Here is an 18,763-nt window from a genome sequence, read left to right as displayed (position 1 = left end):
GTGGACGGGCCTGAGCCCGGTCAGGCCCGTCCACGTTCAGCGCTTGAGGGTGAAGGTGAAGTCGCCGGAGAGCTTCCCGCCCAACCGGACCGCCGACACCAGCTTCCCCTCCACGAGCCACCGCTCCACCTCACCCCGCGCCACACCGCAGCCGTCGGCGATCAGGCGCACCGGCCGGACGGGCACCCGTGCCGCGAACCGGACCGAGACGTCGATCACCTCGTGCTCCAGGTCGACCGGACCACCGGTGTCGAGCCGCCACGCGCCGTCCCAGTCGAGGGTGACGCGGTTGCGGTGTTGCAGCACCGGGTCCTGGAGCAACTCGGCGACCAGGCCGCGGTCGTTGACGTGCAACCGGTCCAGGAAGTCAGGCCGCACGGAACGCACGTTGACCCGATCCAGGACCGTGAGCTTCACCGTGTCACCGCACTCGGTGCAGAGCAGGAGGAGCCAGGCGTCGATGACCTTGTGATTGGCGTTGACCCGGAACTTGCCACTCGCCCGGAAGCGTTCGGACGCGCACACGTGACAACGGCGGCGCACGAGCGGGAGACGGGTGGGCACGACCAGCCAGTTTTTGAGCACAGCACTACACCGGTTCTGTGAGAAGTCCGCAGCGAAGAAGCGCAAGCGCACAGGGGCGACGCGCGTCAGATCAGCTCTTGGGAGGTCTCACAGGGTGTACAACGGCGGGCCCTTCAACCAGACGACTCGTTCTCCCGCACGTTAACCACGAACCCCAACACCACTCCACCGATTTTCCTCGACCAACCCACCCCATCGGACCCGCCACATCCCCACCGAGGCCCGATTTGACATGGGTTCGGGTGCTTTAGAACTCCTAACGCAATGAGTGGTGGCGTTGGAGGCGTCGCCAGCAGATGATCGAGCAGGCGATGCTGAGGAAGGCCTCGTGGATGTCGTCGCGGATCTCCCAGCGGACGCGCAGGCGGCGGAACCAGTGCAGCAGCGCGAGGGTCTGTTCGACCACCCAGCGGTGGACGCCCAGACCCGAGCCGTGTTCGACCCCGCGGCGGGCGATGACCGGCCGAATGCCCTGGGCGCGGAGTTGGCGGCGGTACTTGTCGTGGTCGTAGGCCCGGTCGGCGAACAACCGGCCGGGCCTACGCCGCGGTCGTCCCACCCGTCCACGCACGGGCGGGACGGCGTGGATCAGCGGCATCAACTGGGTGATGTCGTTACGGTTCGCGCCGGTCAACGTCACCGCCAAGGGCACGCCGCCGCCGTCGGTGATCACGTGGTGCTTGGAGCCCGCCCGGGCACGGTCGACCGGGCTCGGCCCGGTTTTGGGCCGCCCTTCACCGCCCTGATCGACGAGGAGTCCACCACCGCCCGAGACCAGTCCAACGCCCCCGCGGCCTGCAACCTCGCCAACAGCAGCTCGTGCAGCCGGGACCACACCCCTGCGGCGTTCCAGTCCCGCAACCGCCGCCAACACGTCATGCCCGACCCGTAGCCCAGCTCCTGGGGCAGGAACTCCCACTGGATGCCCGTGTAGAGCACGAACAGGATGCCGCACAACGCCTTGCGATCGTCCAACCGCCTACGACCGGGATACCGGAACCGCCGCTCGACCTTCGGCAACAGCGGTTCGATCAACTCCCACAGCTCGTCCTCGACCTCCCACGGCCGACGCCGGGCCACACCAACCTCCCACCGGACCAACACCACATCCGACAAGATCACAGCATACCCAAGATCATTCTGTTAGGAGTTCTTAGGCTGGTCGAAGCCGGGCAGGCTTGGCGGGCGCTTTATCCGCCAGGCCTGCCCGGCTTTGGCCTGCCTGGAGCGCCCGTAAGGGCCCCATGTCAAATCGAGCCGGCCTTCACCACCAACCACCGAACGTTGAACTCACCTCTCACCAACGTTGGACTCTCGCACCCTCACCGTTGGACTCTCGCCACCCTCAACGCTCAACTCGACCAACCGGAACGTAGGACACGCGCGTTCTGGACGTAGGACACGCGCGTTCGGAAGGTAGGACACGCCGGTTAGCCCCAGGTGGGGTCTGGGGTGGTGGAGACGTCCACGACGAGGTGACCGCCCCGTTCGACGAAGTCCGCCGTCAGCCACGACTGGGCGTGCGATCGGCCGTTCAAAGCCGCGCCGCGCACGTACACGTGGGAAGGCGAAGCGGCGGGCGCGCTGATGGTGAGAGTCGGCGCGTCCTTCCGGTTGAGCTTCGCCCGGGGGAACATCGGGCTGGACAACGACAGCTCCGCCCCGCTCGCCGTGCGCGGGTACACGCCGAGCGCCGCGAACACGTACCACGCCGACATCGTGCCGAGGTCGTCGTTGCCGGGCAGTCCGCCCGGTCCCGTCCGGTATACCAGGGACGCCATGGCGCGCACGGTTTCCTGGGTCTTCCACGGCTGTCCCAACGCGTTGTAGAGCCACGGGACGTGGATGCCGGGCTCGTTGGTCGGGTCGTAGCGCAGGCCGTCGCCGCCGGTCGCCCACGATCCGTCCGCTTTGCGGAAGAACGCGTCCAACCGCTGGACCGCCCGCTCCGGCCCGCCCATCGCCGCCGCGAGGCCGGTCACGTCGTGGCGCACCATCCACGTGTAGGTCGCGCTCGTGCCCTGGGCGAACCCGAGGTCCGACGACGGGCTGAACGGCGACACCCACGTGCCGTCGGCCCGCCGCGCCTGCTGGTGGCCGCCGTCCCCCGCCGCCGGGTTGAAGGTGTTGCGCCACCAGCCCGCCCGGGGCAGCAGCACGTCGCGCACGTCGTCACGTCCGAGCCGCCGCGCCCAGTCGGCCAACGCGAAGTCGGCCGTGGCGTCTTCCAACGTCTCCGCCGCGCCGCCCCAGCAGTGGCACGTGTCCTGCGGCGCGTAGCCCAGGCGCAGGTACTCGGCGAGGTTCGGCCGCTGCCCCTCGCACTGGCCCGGGCACCCCTTGTCGGACAGGCCGTCCGGGTGCGGCACGGTGGCCTGGCGCACCAGCGACTCGAACGCCGCTCGCACGTCGAAGTCCCGCGCGCCCATGGCGTGCATCCCGGCGAGCGCCGGCGCGGACGGGTCGCCGGTCATCACGTGCGTCGGTCCGTTGACGTGCACCCAGCGGTCCCACACGCCGCCGTTCTGGCGGGCCAGGTTGAGCAGTGACTGGGCGTAGTCGGAGGCGATCTGCGGCTCCAGGAGCGCCAGCAGCTGGGTGTGGGCGCGGTACTGGTCCCAGCCGGAGAAGTTGCCGTACTGGGCGCGTTGGCCGTGTTCGAGGCGGTGCACGCGGCGGTCGCTGCCGAGGTACGTGCCGTCCACGTCGCTGGTCACGTTCGGTTGCAGGAACACGTGGTAGAGGGCCGTGTAGAACGTGGTGCGCAGGGCGTCCGCGCCGCCGGAGACCTCGACGGCCCGCAGTTGCCGCGCCCACTCGCGGCGGGCGTCGGCGGCGATGTCGTCCACGTCGTCGTGCGGGCGGATCTCGCGGTCCAGGTTGCGGCGTGCGGCGTCCGCGCTGGTGTACGAGATGCCGACGCGCACGCGCACGTCGTCGTCGCGGGAGGTGTCGAACGTGACGTAGCCGCCCGACCCGCGCCCTCGCCGCGCCGCGCCGGTCTCGTAGCCCTCGCCGCCGCGCGCGGTGGTGCCGCCGGGCTGGAGCGTGCCGTCGACCCACGTGCCGGTGCCCGCGAACGCCCGGTCGAACGACGCGGTGAAGTGCAGCCGGTAGTAGGTCTTCTTGTTGTTCGCGCCGCCGTTGGCCCGCCGGCCGCAGAACGCGCCCGTCAGCACCGACCCCGACACGGTGCGGGTGTCCGGGTCGATGGTGACCTCGGCGTCCTCGCTGCCGTTGAGCGAGTTCGAGACCCGGAACAGCAGGGCGGCGGGCCGGTCGCGCGGGAAGGTGAAGTCGCCGACGCCCGCCCGGGTGGTCACGCTCAGGTCGGCCGACGCGCCGGAGGCCAGTGCCACCGAGTACCGGCCCGGTGTGGCCGTCTCGTCGGCGTGGGAGAAGTCCGCGGCGTAGACCTCGTCGCGGACGTCGGCCGTGGGCGAGCCGGTGACCTCGCCGACGAACGGCATGATCGGCACGTCGCCCGCCGCGCCGGGGTGGCAGCCCGCGCCGTTGACGTGGGTGAGGCTGAACCCGCGGACCCTGGTGGCGTCGTAGGCGTAGCCGTTGGCCGCGCCGGTGTCGGTCTGGTCGCCTCGGGTGCTGGTGGGGCTCCACGAGATCATCCCGAACGGCCGCACCGCGCCGGGGTAGGTGTTGCCGCCGCCCGCCGACCCGATCAGCGGGTCGACGTGGTCCACCGCCGACCCAGCCGACCCATCCGGTCCCGCCGACCCCGACGGCCCCGACGGCCCCGCCGTCGACCCTGCCGCCGAGCCCACCCCTGGTGTCAGCCCTGACACCAGGACGACCACCAACCCGGCCGTGAACACCCGCACCGCGTCCCGCACGACGTCCCGCCTCCCAGCCGCCCTGCCCTCGCCCCTCGCCCCTCGGGTCTACCCAACCCGCCAGGCGGTGCGGAAGGCCCGGCACGGGTTCTGTCCGCTGTTGTCATGGGAGCGCTCTCCCCCGTTGGCCGGCCCGTCACCCGGCGTCCACCGGGGACGGTGCGGCTAGGGTCGCGGCATGCCGGGTCAGGTCGAGACGGAGCTCCTGACCGCCATCGCGCGGTTCGCCGGACCGGTCCGCGGTGTCGGCGTCAGCCTGATCAGCGTGTTCGGCGTGCTGTCGGTGCCGACCGAGGCCCTGCCGCTCGGGCTGGGGCTGCTCGGCCTGGTGCTGATCGGCGCGGTCGCGGACTTCAGGTCGCCACGGCTGTCGTTCGTGCTCGCGGTCGTGCGGGTGGTGGCGCTGTGCGCGGCGCACGACGAGCTCGGCGGCACGGGCCAGTGGACGTTCAACGTGCTCACCACCACCGCGATCACCGCGCAGTGGCAGTGGTCGCCGAAGGTCACCGTGCCGACGACGGCCGCGCTGCTGGCGGTGTACGTCACCGCGGCCGGGTTCGACGGCGCCGCGGTGCTGCGGGTGGTCGTGGAGTGCGCGGTGGCGCTGGCGGCGTTCCGGCTGGTGCGCCGGTCGTCACGGCGGGTGGACGAGCTGCGGACGAGGCGGGCCGCGATGGAGCGGGCCGAGGCGGTGGCGCTGGAGCGGCGCGGGCGTGAGCGCGAGTACCTGGCGTTGCTGCACGACACGGCGTCGGCGACGTTCCTGGTGGTGGCGGTCGACGGGCGGGAAGCCGACCAGGCCGAGGTCGCCGGGTACGCGCGGCGGGACCTCGACCTGCTGACCGGCACGTCGGGTGTGCCGAGGGACAGCGCGGTGGACGTCGGGTCGTCGTTGCGGGCGGTGGTGGAGCACAGCCCGTTGGCCGTCGACGCGCGGTGGGAGAGCGCGCTCGTGCCGGCTTCGGTGGCGTTGGCGCTGGTGCGGGCGGTGCGGGAGGCGTTGGCGAACGTGGAGCGGCACGCGGGCACGGGGGCGGCCGAGGTGCACGTGAGGGCGATCGGCGGTGGTGTCGAGGTGCGGGTGGCGGACTCGGGGCGGGGGTTCGACGTCGGGGCGGTGTCGGACCACCGGCGGGGCATCCGGGGGTCGGTGGTGGAGCGGATGGCGGCGGTCGGCGGCACCGCCGAGGTGACCTCCCGGCCGGGCCGGACGACCGTGCGGCTGGCGTGGCCCCGTGGCTGAGGACCTCGCTCGGACGACCCGCCCCGCCGACCTCGGACCGACGCACCGGAACCCCCACCCGCGACGGCACCGCTGGGCGGAGCCGGCCGGGGACGAGAGCCGTGAGGCCGAGGCGCACGTGTTCGCCAGCCTGCGGCTGGTCCTGCTCGTCCTGACCGCCGTGGTGCAGCCGAGCCTCGGCCTCGCGCCCTTCCTCGCCCACGCGCACGGGCCGGCCGAGCGGGTCGCGTTCGCCGTCCCCGCGCTGGTCACGCTGCTGTGCGCGGTGTGGGTGGTGAGGCGCAAGCCGCTGCCCGCGCCGGTGGTGGCGGGTGGTGTGGTGGCGGTGGTGGTCGTCTCCGGGGTGGCGACCGCGGCGTTGCCGCCGAACGCCCACTTCGGCCCGGCGGACTGGGCGTACGGGCTGGTCGGCTGGCACCTGCTGCTGTTGCTGCTGGACCGGGTGCCCGCGCTGCTCACCTCGCTGGCCGCCCTCCTCGTGCTCAACGTCGCCCAGTGGCTGCTCAGCGGCACGCCCGACCGGGCCGAGATCGGCAACGCGGGCGTGGTCGTGCTCAGCGTGACCAGCCTCCAGCTCGGTGTCGTGGCGATGTCCCGCATCCTGCTGCGCAGCGCGCGCCAAGCCGCCGAGGTCGCCGCCGAACGCGAGCGCGCGGCGACCCGGGCCGCGTTGGCCGAGCAGTGGGAGCACGACCTGCGCGCCGGGTTCGCCGGGCAGCTCGGCGCCACCCTGCCGCTGCTCGCGGACCTCGCCGACGGCGTGCTCGACCCCCGCGCCGAGGACACCCGGCGGCGGTGCGCGCTCGCGGCCACGCAGCTGCGGCGGTTGTTCGCCGAGAACGACGACGTGCCCGACCCCCTGGTGCACGAGGTCACGGCGTGCGTGCACGTCGCCGAACGGCGCGGGGTGGCGGTGTCGCTCGCGGTCAGCGGCGCGCCGGTGCCGGTGCCGACCGACGTGCGGCGCGCGCTGACCGGGCCGCTGGCGGAGGCGTTGTCGGCGGCGCGGGAGCGGGCCCGGGTGAGCCTGCTGCGCACCGAGGGCGAGGTGCGGGTGGCGGTGATCGCCGACGCGGGCGTCGAGGTGGGAACCGCGACCGGTCCGGTGGAGGTCGAAAGCGGGACGTACGGTCGGCACACGCGAATGGAGGCCAGATGGCGGACGAGCTGAGCGCGGTGGTGGTGGACGACCACCCCGCGGTGCGGGCGGGCGTCGCCTACTGGCTGTCCTGCGGCACGCCACCGATCCGGGTGGCCGCGAGCGGCGAGGACGTGCGCTCGGCGTGGCTCGGCGAGGGCGCGGACGCCGACGTGGTGATCCTCGACCTGCACCTGGGCGGACCGACGCCGGTGCTCGGCGACCTGCGGCGGCTGGTCGAGGCGGGCCGGCGGGTGGTCGTGTACTCGATGCGCGCCGACGACGACATCGCGTTGCAGTGCCTGGAGCTGGGCGCGTTGTGCTACCTGACCAAGGCGGAGGGCGCGGAGCACCTCGTGCAGGCGACCCGGGCGGCGGCGGAGGGCCGGTCGTACACGCCGCCGTCGCTGGCGGGCGCGTTGGCGGGCGACCGGTCCGACCACCGGCCCGCGTTGTCGGCGCGCGAGGTCGAGGTGCTGGTCGAGTGGTTCCAGTCGGAGTCCAAGGAGTTCGTGGCGCAGCGGCTGGGGATCTCGCTGAGCACGGTGAACTCGCACCTGGAGCGGATCCGGGTCAAGTACGCGCTGATCGGCCGGGAGGCGCCGACGAAGGCCGCGCTGGTGGCGCGGGCGATCCAGGACGGGCTGATCGGCGTGGACGACCTCTGACCCGGACTCCGTGATCACGGTCGGGCGTCGTGCCCGCGCGGTACGGTGGCAGCACACCGCCTCCCTCACCTCGTCGTGATCACCGGAGGTAGCAGTACATGAGATCCCTCATCCGCGTCGGCCACGCGCTGACGGCGGTCGCGATCGCCGCCGGCCTCACCGTCACCACCCCGGCCGGCGCGAGCACCGCGCCGCACTGGTCGCCCCGCCTGGACAACCCGTACGTCGGCGCCCGCCCCTACGTCAACCCCGAGTGGTCCGCGCGGGCCGCCGCCGAACCGGGCGGCACGGCCGTGTCCGACCGGCCGACCGGCGTGTGGCTCGGCAGCATCGCGTCCGTCCAGGGCGCCGACGGGAAGATGGGCCTGCGCGCCCACCTGGACGAAGCGCTGCGGCAGAACGCCAACCTGGTCCAGCTCGTGCTGTGGGACCTGCCGGGCCGCGACTGCGGCCGACTGGCCCCCGGCGGCGAGCTGGCCTGGAACGAGCTGCCGCGCTACAAGCAGGAGTTCGTCGACCCGATCGCCGCGATCCTGGCCGACCCGGCGTACGCGCCGCTGCGGATCGTCACGGTCGTGGAGCCCGACTCGTTGCCGTTCCTCGTCACCCACGTCCTGCCGCGCAACGACGCCACCCTCGGCTGCGAGTACGTCAAGTCGTCCGGCGCGTACACCGAGGGCATCGGGTACGCGCTGGCGAAGCTCGGCGCGATCCGCAACGTCTACAACTACCTCGACATCAGCCACCACGGCCACATCGGCTGGGACGAGGACCGCGAGCTGACGCTGGCGCTGCTGGTGAAGGCGGCGACCTCGGGCGGCAGCCGGCTCGGCGCCGTGCACGGTTTCATCGCCAACACCGCCGACTACTCCGCGCTGCGGGAGGAGTTCATCGTCAAGGCGACGATCAGCGGCCAGCACATCCGGCAGAGCAGGTGGATCGACTGGAACCCGTTCATCGACGAGCTGTCGTTCGCGGACGCCTTCCGGTCCGAGGCGGTGGCGGCGGGCTTCGACCCGCGCGTCGGCGTGCTGGTCGACACCTCCCGCAACGGCTGGGGCGGCCCCGACCGGCCGACCGAGCCGGGTTACGAGACGAACGTGGACACCTACGTCGACACCAGCCGGATCGACCGCAGGACCCGGATCTACAACTGGTGCAACCAGACCGGCACGGGCCTGGGCGAACGCCCGGTCGCCGCGCCGCGGCCGAACGTGGACGCGTACGTGTGGATGAAGCCGCCGGGCGAGTCGGACGGCGCGAGCATCCCGCTGCCGATCGCCGACGAGCCGTTCACCCGGGAGTGCGACCCCACCTACACCGGTCGCCCGGACGCCACGCCGGACCCGACCGACGCGTGGCCGGACGCGCCACCGGCCGGTCGCTGGCACTCGGCGCAGTTCCAGGAGCTGCTGCGCAACGCCCACCCGGCACTCTGAAACAGGTTTCTTGCGGATAATCCGGTGCTGTCCGACTAGCTAGACTGGGGCCATGTCCGCCATGGCCCCAGCCCGCACCGAATCCGACCTGTCGTTCCTCCTGGACCACACCAGCCACGTGCTGCGCACCCGGATCGCGGCGGCGCTGGCCGAGATCGGGCTGACCGCGCGGATGCACTGCGTCCTCGTGCACGCCTTGCAGGAGGAGCGCACGCAGATCCAGCTGGCCGAGCTCGGGGACATGGACAAGACCACGATGGTGGTCACGGTGGACGCGCTGGAGAAGGCCGGGCTCGCCGAGCGCCGACCGTCCACCACCGACCGGCGGGCCCGGATCATCGCCGTCACCGAGAAGGGCGCCGAGCTGGCCGCGCGGAGCCAGGCGGTCGTGGACGGGGTGCACCGGGCCGCTCTGGAGTCGCTGCCCGGCAAAGATCGCGAAGCTCTGCTGGCCGCGCTGAACCTGCTGGTCGGCGGCCATCTGTCGACCCCGATCCCGGCGCCGCAGACTGCCCGCCGCGCCCGCGAGAGCACCAGGTGAGTCCGAGCTAGATTGTCTGTAACAAAACTATCCGCTACGGTTCCTCCTGTCACCGCCGGAACAGGAGAGAACCATGTCGTCCTCGCTCGACCAGCCGCTCGGCGCACCGCACGACCGCCCCCGACCCAACCGCTGGTCCGCGCTGGTCGTGCTGTCCGCCGCGATGCTGATGACCGTCCTCGACGGCAGCATCGTCACCGTGGCGATGCCCGCCATCCAGCACGACCTCGGCTTCTCCCCCGCCGGCCTGAGCTGGACCGTCAACGCCTACCTGATCGCGTTCGGCGGCCTGCTGCTGCTCGCCGGCCGGCTCGGCGACCTGGTCGGCCGCAAGGCGATGTTCCTGGCCGGCACCGCCGTCTTCACCGCCGCGTCGCTGCTGGCGGGCGCGGCCGGCACGCCGGGGCTGCTCATCGCGGCCCGGTTCCTCCAGGGCGCGGGCAGCGCGATGACGTCGGCGGTCGTGCTCGGCATCCTGGTCACCCTGTTCACCGACCCGGCGGAACGCGCCAAGGCCATCGGCGTGTTCAGCTTCACCGGCGCGGCGGGCGCGTCCATCGGGCAGGTGCTGGGCGGTGTGCTGACCGACGCGTTGAGCTGGCACTGGATCTTCTTCATCAACCTGCCGATCGGTGTGGCCACCGTGCTGCTCGCGATCCGCGTGCTGCCGGCCCACCGGGGCGCGGGCCTGTCCGCCGGGGCCGACGTGCTCGGCGCGGCGCTGGTCACGAGCGGCCTGGTGCTCGGCCTCTACACCGTGGTGAAGGTCGAGCAGCACGGCTGGACGGCGGCGCACACGCTCGGCCTCGGGGCCGTGTCGGTCGCGTTGCTGGCCGCGTTCACCGTGCGGCAGGCCCGTGCGCGCACGCCGTTGATGCCGCTGCGGATCCTGCGTTCCCGCAACGTGGTCGGCGCGAACCTGGTGCAGGTCCTCACCCTGTCGGCGATGTTCGCGTTCCAGGTCATCGTGGCGCTGTTCATGCAGGAGGTGCTGGCCTACGGCGCGCTGGCCACCGGGCTGGCGATGCTGCCGGCGGCGGTCGCGATCGGCGGTGTGTCGCTGTTCGCCTCGGCCCGGTTGACCACGCGGTTCGGCGAGCGCGCGGTGCTGCTGGTCGGACTGGCGCTGCTGGCGGGCGCGATGGTGAAGCTGACCTCCGTCCCGGTGGACGCCGACTACGCCACCGACCTGCTGCCCGTCATGCTGCTGGTCGCCGGTGGCGGGCTCGTGCTGCCGGCGCTGGCGTCGCTGGGCATGTCCGACGCCCGGCCGGACGACGCGGGCCTGGTGTCCGGCCTGTTCAACACCACGCAGCAGGTCGGCATGGCCGTGGGCGTGGCCGTGCTGTCCACGCTGGCCGCCGCGCGGATCGGGGAGGAGCGGGCGTCGGGCGCCACCGGGCCGGTCGCGCTGACCGCCGGGTACCACATGGCGTTCACCGTCGCCGCCGCGTTGCTCGTCGCCGCCTTCACGGTCGCCCTGATCGTCCTGCGCAAGCGTTCCGCCTGACTCCCCCGAGGAGATCGACATGACCGTCAACGCCGGCCCCGCGCCCCGCACCCTGACCGACGACGAACTGGTGGACCTGCTCGGCGGGCAGCGGTTCGGCGTGCTCGCGACCGTGAAGCGCAGCGGCCACCCCCACCTGTCCACCGTGCTCTACCAGTGGGACGCCGACGAGCGGGTGATCCGGGTGTCGACCACCGCCGACCGCCTGAAAGCCCGCCAGATCCGGGCCGACCCGAAGGTCTCGCTGCACGTGAGCGGGCCGGACGTGTGGTCGTTCGCGGTGGTGGAGGGCGACGCGGAGCTGGTGGAGGCGGCGGACGGACCGGACCTCGCCCCGGATCGCCGCCTGACCATCACGATCGCCGCGACCCGCCTCTACGGCACCGCGCTGGACGTGGGGCCCCGGGTCGGGAGCTGACCCGGGCCGATCCCGGTGGTGTGAGCGGGGAACACCAGCGACAGCCGGAAGCCCGACGCCGCCTCCCGGACACTGGCTCACCGGGCTCCGCATCGACCCGACCGCAGCGGCCGGCGGCGGCGCGACGACCTCGGGACCGATCGCCATCCAGCGAGAAACCACGGGCCTCACCAGCGGGTTCCGCGCCCGTCGGCGGTGACCTGTGAGCAGTGGCACGCGGTGCGCGTGCGGCCGGTCCGGAGCGAACCGGCTAAAATAGTTTCGCTGGCTAAGCAATCTACGTCGCGCGGTCACTGTCGACTCGGGACAGCTGACAGGAGCGATGCATGACGGCGACCGCCGGGTCCACTGCCACCCGTCGCGGCAACGGCGGCGGGGCCGCCATGGTCGCGCTGGCGCTGGGCGGGTTCGCCATCGGGACCACCGAGTTCGCCACGATGGGCCTGCTGCCGCAGATGGCGGCCACGTTCGACATCTCCATCCCCACCGCCGGCCACGCGATCAGCCTGTACGCGCTCGGCGTGGTGGTCGGCGCGCCGCTCATCGCCGGACTGGCCGCGAAGCTGCCCCGCAAGGGCCTGCTGATCGGGCTGACCCTCGCCCTGGCGCTGGGCAACGGCCTGTCCGCCATCGCGCCCAACACCGCCCTGCTGATGACCGCGCGGTTCGTGGCCGGGTTGCCCCACGGCGCGTACTTCGGCATCGCGGCCGTGGTCGCGACCACCCTCGTGCCACCGGAGCGGCGTGGCACGGCGGTCGCCCGGATCATGATCGGCCTGACCGTGGCCAACCTGGTCGGCGTGCCGGTCGCCACCGCCGCCGGTCAGCAGATCGGGTGGCGGGTCGCGTACCTCGCGGTGGCCGTGATCGCCGTCGCGACGGCGGTGGCGGTGGCCAGGTGGCTGCCCCGGGTGCCCGCGCCGAGGGACGCCGGCATGGCCGCCGAGCTGAGCGCGTTCCGCCGGCCCCAGGTGTGGTTCGCGCTGCTCACCGGCATGATCGGGTTCGGCGGCATGTTCGCCGTCTACTCCTACATCTCCCCCATCACCACCGAGGTCACCGCCCTGTCCGCCTCCGCCGTGCCGTGGGTGCTCGCGGTGTTCGGGCTCGGCATGACGATCGGCGCCACGGTCGGCGGCCGGTTCGTGGACCGCTCCGTCATGGGCACGGTGTTCGGGTCGCTGATCGCGGTGACGGGCGTGCTCGTGGTGTTCGCGCTGACCGCGACCTCGCCGGTGATGGCGTTCACGACCGTGTTCCTCATCGGGCTCGTGTCACAAGTCCTGGCGTCGGCGTTGCAGGTGCGGCTGATGGACGCCTCACCGGACGCGCCGTCGCTGGCGTCGTCGTCGAACCACTCGGCGTTGAACATCGCCAACGGCGCGGGCGCGTGGCTGGGCGGCCTGGCCATCAACGCGGGCTGGGGCTACACGTCCACCGCGTGGGTCGGGGTGGCGTTGAGCCTGGCCGGGCTGGCGGTGGCCGCCCTGTCCGTCCTCACCTCCCGTTCCCGCGTGCCCGCCTGACCCCGGCACGAGCTCCTCGTGCACGCCGCCGGACCGGCCGGCCGGTCCCGCCTCGACCGAGACGGGACCGGCCGGAGCCCACGCCCGCGAACCCGGCTCAGCCCTCCCCCAGCACCTCCCGCAGCCGGACCGCGAACCGCCGCGGGTCCTCGGCGAAGCCGACGTGACCACCGGGGAACCTGGTCGGCTCGACACCGAGACCGCGGGCCAACGCCTCCGACGTGCGCTCGCACAGCTCGCCGCCCGAGTCCTCGCCGATGCCGACCACGATCCGGGTCGACGCCGACCGCAGCGCGTCGAGGTCGGGCACCCACCGCACGGTCGGCCGGAGCATGTGCTCGTACTGGAACCGCTCGTCGGCGAGGTCCTGCGCCGAGCGCTCACCGCCGAACATCCGCTCGACCACCTCGTCGGGCATGTCGATGTCCGCGATGGCCATGAACTGACGCCACGCCCCGAGCGGGTCGCCGGACAGGTAGGTCGCGACCATCTCGTCGGTCCGCCGGAGCAGGTCCTCGCGGTCCGCCACGAGCTGGTCCAGCGGCGGCTCGTGGGCGATCACGGTGCGCGCCAGCCCGGGGTGCGCCTGCGCCAGCGCCAGCACGCTCACCGCGCCGCCGCTGGAGCCGAGCACGGCCGCCGCCGGGCCGACGTCGAGGTGCCGGATGAGCCGGGCCAGGTCGTCGGCGCGCAGTTCCGGCGTGGCGTCGGCGTCCGGGTCGTCCACCTGGCTGCGGTAGATGCCGCGCGGGTCCGTGGTGAGCACGGTGTGGTCCGCGGCGAGCAGGTCGGCCAGCGGCTCGAACGACCTGGCGTCCATCGGCGCGGCGGCGAGCACCACCAGCGGTCCCCGGCCGCGCACCTCGTAGTGCAGCAGCGCGTCGGGCACCCGCAGGGTGTCGGTGACGGCGGTCTCGGTCATCGCGGATCCTCCTGGAACTGGCGGTGCGGTGCTCGTACGCCGGTAGTGACTCCCCGCCTGGGGCAGAATCGTCGCTCGTGGACGAAGTTCTTGCGACGAGTTCCGCCGAGGGCGCCGAAGACACCGACCTGACGCGGGCGCGCGCGGGCGACGGTGCGGCGTTCACGCGCCTCGTCGAGCCGCTGCGCCGGGAGCTGCACGCCCACTGCTACCGCATGCTCGGTTCCACCCACGACGCCGATGATGCGCTCCAGGACGCGCTGCTGCGCGCGTGGCGCGGGCTGGCGGGCTTCGAAGGGCGCGGCTCGCTGCGCTCGTGGCTGTACAAAGTGGCCACCCGCACCTGCCTGGACACCGTCGAGAGCCGTGGCCGGCGCGCGCTGCCGGTGGACCTCGGGCCGGCCGCCGACCGCACCGTGCTCGACGACGTGCCCCTGACCGACGTGGCCTGGCTCGGGCCGTACCCGGACGCGGGCCTGCGCGACAGCGGGCCGGCCGGGCGCTACGCGCAGCGCGAGGCCGTCGAGCTGGCCTTCGTCGCCGCGTTGCAGCACCTGCCGGGCAACCAGCGGGCGGCGTTGCTGCTGTTCGAGGTGCTCGGGTTCGCCGCGGCCGAGATCGCCGCGATGATGGGCACCTCGGCCACGTCGGTGAACTCCGCCCTGGCCAGGGCCCGCCGGGTGATCGCCGAGAAGGCGCCCGAGCACGGCCGGCAGCAGGCGTTGCGGCTGATCGACGACGCCCGGCTGCGGCAGGTCGTGGCCGACTACGCCGGCGCGCTGGAACGCGGCGACGCCGACGCCATGGTCGCGTTGCTGACCGAGGACGTCACCTGGTCGATGCCGCCGCTGCCGCACTGGTACCGCGGCATCGAGGCGGTCGCCGACTTCGTCGCGCGGGTGCCGGTGGGCGGCTGCCCGCCCTGGCGGCACCGGGTGACCAGCGCCAACGCCCAGCCCGCCGTCGCCTGCTACCTGTGGGACGACGACGCGGGCGCCTACCTGGCGTGGGCGGTCAACGTGCTGACGCTGCGCGGCGACCTCATCCGGGACGTCACGTCGTTCGTCGGCGCGGAGCACTTCCCGCTGTTCGGCCTGCCCGCCTCACTGCCGTGACCTCACCAGCCGGCGGCGCGCACCACCTCGTGCGCGATCTCCACCACCGACCTGCCGTGCGTCGCGACGCGAACGGTGCCGGGCGGCGCGAGCTGTTGAGCCGATCTCACGGTGGGCGAGGCGTTCGCGGATCATCGGCTCTCCAGCACGCTGACCGTGTTCGTGCAGATGAGCCGCCGCTGACCGAGCGCGGCGTAGTCGGCGCACACCGCGGCCAGGTCGCGCTCGGTGATCCGGGTGCGGTGCGGGTCGCCGGCGGGCGCCGGGTGGAGCACACCGGCCGGCCGGCCACGGCCCAGCCCGCCGCGACACCGGGTTCCGGCCTGCTCCGCGTGCCGTCATGTGGCACGATCGCGCACGTGACCAGCACCTCCGCCGCGACGCAGCACCTGCGCGACCTGGCCAGGTTGCGCCGCGTCCGCGACCGGATGGACCGCGAGTACGCGCAGCCGCTGGACGTCGAGGCGCTCGCGCGCGGCGTGAACATGTCCGCCGGGCACCTCAGCCGCCAGTTCCGGCGCGCCTACGGCGAGTCACCGTACTCGTACCTGATGACGCGGCGCATCGAACGCGCGATGGCGTTGCTGCGGCGGGGCGACCTCAGCGTCACCGAGGTCTGCTTCGCGGTCGGCTGCTCGTCGCTGGGCACGTTCAGCACCCGGTTCACCGAGCTGGTCGGCGTGCCGCCCAGCGAGTACCGGCGGGAGGCCACCGGCGCGACGGGCGGCATGCCGGCGTGCGTGGCCAAGCAGGTCACCAGACCGGTCAGGAATCGAGAAGCGTCCGCTCCGGGCCCCGACCTAGCGTGACCGCCATGGACATCAGCATTCACCAGACCTTCCTCCCGCAGGACGACCCGGACGCCGCGCTCGCCTTCTACCGCGACACCCTCGGCTTCGAGGTGCGCAACGACGTCGGCTACGAGGGCATGCGCTGGATCACGGTCGGCCCCGCCGGCCAACCCGGCACCTCGATCGTGCTGCACCCGCCGGCCGCCGACCCCGGCGTCACCGACGAGGAGCGCCGCACCATCACCGAGATGATGGCCAAGGGCACCTACGCCGCGATCAACCTCGCCACCAAGGACCTCGACGGCACGTTCGACGAGCTCCAGGCCGGTGGGGCCGAAGTCGTCCAGGAACCGACCGAGCACCCCTACGGCGTGCGCGACTGCGCGTTCCGCGACCCGGCGGGCAACCTGATCCGCATCCAGCAGCTGCGCTGAGCCGCGCCGCACCCCGCCGTGAGCCGCCCCGCTCCCACGTCCGCAGGAGCGGGGCCGCCGCACCCCGAACGCGCCCGGCACAACCAGATGGAGACACGATGAGCAAGGCCACCAGGACGGACGCGCGGTCGCCCGAGCCGCACCTCGCCGACCGCCACGACCTGATCCGCGTGCAGGGCGCGCGCGTGAACAACCTCAAGGACATCAGCGTCGAGATCCCGAAACGCCGGCTGACGGTGTTCACCGGCGTGTCCGGCTCGGGCAAGAGCTCGCTGGTGTTCGGCACCATCGCCGCCGAGTCGCAGCGGATGATCAACGAGACCTACAGCGCGTTCGTGCAGGGCTTCATGCCCACGCTGGCGCGGCCCGAGGTCGACGTGCTCGACGGGCTGACGACGGCGATCATCGTCGACCAGGAGCGGCTGGGCGCGAACCCGCGCTCGACGGTCGGCACCGTCACCGACGCCAACGCCATGCTGCGCATCCTGTTCAGCAGGCTCGGCACGCCGCACATCGGCCCGCCCAACGCGTACGCGTTCAACGTGCCGTCGGTCAAGGCCAGCGGCGCGATCACGGTCGAGCGCGGCGGCAGGACCAAGGCCGAGAAGGCGACGTTCAACCGGCTCGGCGGCATGTGCCCGCGCTGCGAGGGCATGGGCTCGGTCAACGACTTCGACCTGACCGCGCTCTACGACGACAGCAAGTCGCTCAACGAGGGCGCGCTCACCATCCCCGGCTACAGCATGGACGGCTGGTACGGCCGCATCTACCGCGGCTGCGGCTTCTTCGACCCGGACAAGCCGATCCGCAAGTACACCAAGAAGGAACTGCACGACCTCCTCCACAAGGAACCGACCAAGATCAAGGTCGACGGGGTCAACCTGACCTACTCGGGGCTGATCCCGCAGATCCAGAAGTCGTACCTGTCCAAGGACGTCGACGCGATGCAGCCGCACATCCGCGCGTTCGTGGAGCGGGCGGTGACGTTCACGACCTGTCCCGAGTGCGGCGGGACGCGGTTGGCCAAGGAAGCCCTCGCGTCCAAGATCAAGGGCAAGAACATCGCCGACCTGTGCGAGATGCAGATCAGCGACCTGGCCCAGTGGGTGCGCGACCTCGACGAGCCGTCGGTGGCGCCGCTGCTCGTGACGCTGCGGCGGGCGCTCGACTCGTTCGTGGACATCGGGCTCGGCTACCTCTCGCTCGACCGGCCCTCCGGCACGCTGTCCGGCGGCGAGGCGCAGCGCACCAAGATGATCCGCCACCTCGGCTCGTCGCTCACCGACGTCACCTACGTCTTCGACGAGCCCACCATCGGGCTGCACCCGCACGACATCGAGCGGATGAACGAGCTGCTGCTCCGGTTGCGGGACAAGGGCAACACCGTGCTGGTGGTCGAGCACAAGCCCGAGGTGATCGCGATCGCCGACCACGTGGTCGACCTCGGGCCCAAGGCGGGCACCGGCGGCGGCGAGGTGGTGTTCGAGGGGACCGTCGAAGGGCTGCGCGCCAGTGACACCCTCACCGGGCGGCACCTGGACGACCGGGCGTCGTTGAAGGCGTCGGTGCGGACGCCGTCCGGCGCGCTGGAGGTGCGTGGCGCCGACACCCACAACCTGCGTGACGTGGACGTCGACATCCCGCTCGGCGTGCTCTGCGTGCTCACCGGCGTGGCCGGGTCCGGCAAGAGCTCGCTGGTGCACGGCTCGGTGGCCGGCCGCGACGGCGTGGTGGTGATCGACCAGGGCGCGATCCGCGGCTCGCGGCGCAGCAACCCGGCCACGTACACCGGCCTGCTCGAACCGATCCGCAAGGCGTTCGCCAAGGCCAACGGCGTGAAGCCGGCGTTGTTCAGCTCCAACTCCGAGGGCGCCTGCCCCACGTGCAACGGCGCGGGCGTCATCTACACCGAGCTGGGCGTGATGGCCACCGTCGAGACCACGTGCGAGGACTGCGAGGGCAAGCGGTTCCAGGCGTCCGTGCTGGAGTACGAGCTGGGCGGGCGGAACATCGCCGAGGTGCTCGCGATGTCCGCGGTCGAGGCGGAGGCGTTCTTCGGGGCGGGTGACGCGCGGGTGCCGGCCGCGCACAAGGTCCTCGACCGGCTGGTGGACGTCGGCCTCGGCTACCTGTCGCTGGGGCAGCCGCTGACCACGTTGTCCGGCGGTGAGCGGCAGCGGCTGAAGCTGGCCGCGCAGATGGCCGAGAAGGGCGAGGTCTACGTCCTCGACGAGCCGACCACCGGCCTGCACCTGGCCGACGTCCAACAGCTGCTCGGCCTGCTGGACCGGCTGGTCGACTCGGGCAAGTCGGTCATCGTCATCGAGCACCACCAGGCGGTCATGGCGCACGCCGACTGGATCATCGACCTCGGTCCCGGCGCGGGCCACGACGGCGGCCGGATCGTCTTCGAGGGCACGCCCGCCGACCTGGTCGCCGAACGCGCCACCCTGACCGGCGAACACCTCTCCACCTACGTCACCCCCTGACCCCCGAGAGTCCAACCCCCACAGCCCGTGAGTCCAACCCCCGGGGCCCGAGAGTCCAACGTTCGCGGGCCCCGAATTCAACGCTCAGCGCTC

17 protein-coding genes are annotated in these 18,763 nt (G+C 72.5%); 12 read left to right on the top strand and 5 right to left on the bottom strand.

Translation table 11 applies throughout. The features are described 5' to 3' along the window. Positions 1–36 precede the first annotated feature (36 nt). The 3 genes from IOD16_RS07830 to IOD16_RS07820 all read right to left on the bottom strand — a co-directional run bounded on the left by IOD16_RS07830 (position 37) and on the right by IOD16_RS07820 (position 4,286). The gene (locus IOD16_RS07830; protein WP_236594809.1) at positions 37–564 is read right to left on the bottom strand and encodes a DUF1062 domain-containing protein; all 528 of its coding nucleotides are present in this window, start codon (positions 562–564) and stop codon (positions 37–39) included. A gap of 277 nt (positions 565–841) precedes the next feature. After that, a protein-coding gene (locus IOD16_RS07825; protein WP_201441186.1) for an IS5 family transposase occupies positions 842–1,665 on the bottom strand; the annotation gives its coding sequence in 2 pieces (ribosomal slippage) (positions 842–1,311 and positions 1,311–1,665; 825 coding nt in all). 350 nt (positions 1,666–2,015) lie between these two features. Further along, positions 2,016–4,286 carry a GH92 family glycosyl hydrolase gene (locus IOD16_RS07820; RefSeq protein ID WP_236594808.1) on the bottom strand — a complete coding sequence of 757 codons (2,271 nt, stop codon included), beginning with the start codon at positions 4,284–4,286 and terminating at the stop codon, positions 2,016–2,018. 328 nt (positions 4,287–4,614) lie between these two features. Here IOD16_RS07820 and IOD16_RS07815 point away from each other — a divergent pair, with 328 nt between their 5' ends. The 8 genes from IOD16_RS07815 to IOD16_RS07780 all read left to right on the top strand — a co-directional run bounded on the left by IOD16_RS07815 (position 4,615) and on the right by IOD16_RS07780 (position 12,919). Then, positions 4,615–5,679, top strand: a complete 1,065-nt coding sequence (locus tag IOD16_RS07815; RefSeq protein WP_201439496.1) for a sensor histidine kinase — start codon at positions 4,615–4,617, stop codon at positions 5,677–5,679. After that, the gene (locus IOD16_RS07810; RefSeq protein WP_236594807.1) at positions 5,672–6,850 is read left to right on the top strand and encodes a hypothetical protein; all 1,179 of its coding nucleotides are present in this window, start codon (positions 5,672–5,674) and stop codon (positions 6,848–6,850) included. The genes IOD16_RS07815 and IOD16_RS07810 overlap by 8 nt, the downstream gene beginning before the upstream one ends. Continuing rightward, a complete protein-coding gene (locus tag IOD16_RS07805) occupies positions 6,835–7,485 on the top strand; it encodes a response regulator transcription factor (protein WP_123742860.1) in 651 nt (216 codons plus the stop codon). Before IOD16_RS07810 ends, IOD16_RS07805 begins: the two co-directional genes overlap by 16 nt. A gap of 98 nt (positions 7,486–7,583) precedes the next feature. Next, the gene (locus IOD16_RS07800) at positions 7,584–8,924 is read left to right on the top strand and encodes a glycoside hydrolase family 6 protein (protein ID WP_201439495.1); all 1,341 of its coding nucleotides are present in this window, start codon (positions 7,584–7,586) and stop codon (positions 8,922–8,924) included. 52 nt (positions 8,925–8,976) lie between these two features. Next, positions 8,977–9,465, top strand: a complete 489-nt coding sequence (locus IOD16_RS07795) for a MarR family winged helix-turn-helix transcriptional regulator (protein ID WP_123742862.1) — start codon at positions 8,977–8,979, stop codon at positions 9,463–9,465. A gap of 73 nt (positions 9,466–9,538) precedes the next feature. Beyond that, a complete protein-coding gene (locus IOD16_RS07790) occupies positions 9,539–10,975 on the top strand; it encodes an MFS transporter (RefSeq protein WP_201439494.1) in 1,437 nt (478 codons plus the stop codon). A 19-nt stretch (positions 10,976–10,994) separates the two neighbouring features. Further along, entirely contained in the window at positions 10,995–11,393 is a 399-nt protein-coding gene (locus IOD16_RS07785) for a pyridoxamine 5'-phosphate oxidase family protein (RefSeq protein WP_201439493.1), read from the top strand. A 326-nt stretch (positions 11,394–11,719) separates the two neighbouring features. Beyond that, positions 11,720–12,919: an MFS transporter gene (locus tag IOD16_RS07780; protein ID WP_123742865.1), complete on the top strand. Its 1,200-nt coding sequence runs from the start codon at positions 11,720–11,722 to the stop codon at positions 12,917–12,919. A gap of 97 nt (positions 12,920–13,016) precedes the next feature. On the opposite strand, the gene IOD16_RS07775 is transcribed toward IOD16_RS07780, so the two are convergent. After that, a complete protein-coding gene (locus IOD16_RS07775) occupies positions 13,017–13,841 on the bottom strand; it encodes an alpha/beta fold hydrolase (RefSeq protein WP_201439492.1) in 825 nt (274 codons plus the stop codon). A 77-nt stretch (positions 13,842–13,918) separates the two neighbouring features. Between IOD16_RS07775 and IOD16_RS07770 the strand changes: the two genes are divergently transcribed. Then, the gene (locus tag IOD16_RS07770) at positions 13,919–14,956 is read left to right on the top strand and encodes a sigma-70 family RNA polymerase sigma factor (protein ID WP_201439491.1); all 1,038 of its coding nucleotides are present in this window, start codon (positions 13,919–13,921) and stop codon (positions 14,954–14,956) included. A 131-nt stretch (positions 14,957–15,087) separates the two neighbouring features. On the opposite strand, the gene IOD16_RS07765 is transcribed toward IOD16_RS07770, so the two are convergent. Continuing rightward, positions 15,088–15,231: a hypothetical protein gene (locus IOD16_RS07765; protein ID WP_201439490.1), complete on the bottom strand. Its 144-nt coding sequence runs from the start codon at positions 15,229–15,231 to the stop codon at positions 15,088–15,090. Between the two features lie 84 nt (positions 15,232–15,315). Here IOD16_RS07765 and IOD16_RS07760 point away from each other — a divergent pair, with 84 nt between their 5' ends. The 3 genes from IOD16_RS07760 to IOD16_RS07750 all read left to right on the top strand — a co-directional run bounded on the left by IOD16_RS07760 (position 15,316) and on the right by IOD16_RS07750 (position 18,670). Further along, positions 15,316–15,765 (top strand): helix-turn-helix transcriptional regulator, encoded by a 450-nt coding sequence (locus IOD16_RS07760; protein ID WP_123742868.1) that lies wholly within the window; start codon positions 15,316–15,318, stop codon positions 15,763–15,765. A gap of 5 nt (positions 15,766–15,770) precedes the next feature. Then, the gene (locus IOD16_RS07755; protein WP_123747954.1) at positions 15,771–16,181 is read left to right on the top strand and encodes a VOC family protein; all 411 of its coding nucleotides are present in this window, start codon (positions 15,771–15,773) and stop codon (positions 16,179–16,181) included. A 98-nt stretch (positions 16,182–16,279) separates the two neighbouring features. After that, the gene (locus IOD16_RS07750) at positions 16,280–18,670 is read left to right on the top strand and encodes an ATP-binding cassette domain-containing protein (RefSeq protein ID WP_201439489.1); all 2,391 of its coding nucleotides are present in this window, start codon (positions 16,280–16,282) and stop codon (positions 18,668–18,670) included. Positions 18,671–18,763: the final 93 nt, after the last annotated feature.

Source organism: Saccharothrix sp. 6-C, assembly GCF_016695385.1.
GTDB classification, from domain to species: domain Bacteria; phylum Actinomycetota; class Actinomycetes; order Mycobacteriales; family Pseudonocardiaceae; genus Actinosynnema; species Actinosynnema texasense.
The sequence above is the reverse complement of the archived record's forward strand: the minus strand, read 5'-3'. Positions and strand labels throughout refer to the sequence as shown.

What these genes read in the sequence shown, in the direction of transcription:
- IOD16_RS07815 (WP_201439496.1), top strand. Translation starts at nt 4,615, where the DNA reads ATGCCGGGTCAGGTCGAGACGGAGCTCCTGACCGCCATCGCGCGGTTC.
- IOD16_RS07805 (WP_123742860.1), top strand. Translation starts at nt 6,835, where the DNA reads ATGGCGGACGAGCTGAGCGCGGTGGTGGTGGACGACCACCCCGCGGTG.
- IOD16_RS07800 (WP_201439495.1), top strand. Translation starts at nt 7,584, where the DNA reads ATGAGATCCCTCATCCGCGTCGGCCACGCGCTGACGGCGGTCGCGATC.
- IOD16_RS07795 (WP_123742862.1), top strand. Translation starts at nt 8,977, where the DNA reads ATGTCCGCCATGGCCCCAGCCCGCACCGAATCCGACCTGTCGTTCCTC.
- IOD16_RS07790 (WP_201439494.1), top strand. Translation starts at nt 9,539, where the DNA reads ATGTCGTCCTCGCTCGACCAGCCGCTCGGCGCACCGCACGACCGCCCC.
- IOD16_RS07785 (WP_201439493.1), top strand. Translation starts at nt 10,995, where the DNA reads ATGACCGTCAACGCCGGCCCCGCGCCCCGCACCCTGACCGACGACGAA.
- IOD16_RS07780 (WP_123742865.1), top strand. Translation starts at nt 11,720, where the DNA reads ATGACGGCGACCGCCGGGTCCACTGCCACCCGTCGCGGCAACGGCGGC.
- IOD16_RS07775 (WP_201439492.1), bottom strand. Translation starts at nt 13,841, where the DNA reads ATGACCGAGACCGCCGTCACCGACACCCTGCGGGTGCCCGACGCGCTG.
- IOD16_RS07755 (WP_123747954.1), top strand. Translation starts at nt 15,771, where the DNA reads ATGGACATCAGCATTCACCAGACCTTCCTCCCGCAGGACGACCCGGAC.
- IOD16_RS07750 (WP_201439489.1), top strand. Translation starts at nt 16,280, where the DNA reads ATGAGCAAGGCCACCAGGACGGACGCGCGGTCGCCCGAGCCGCACCTC.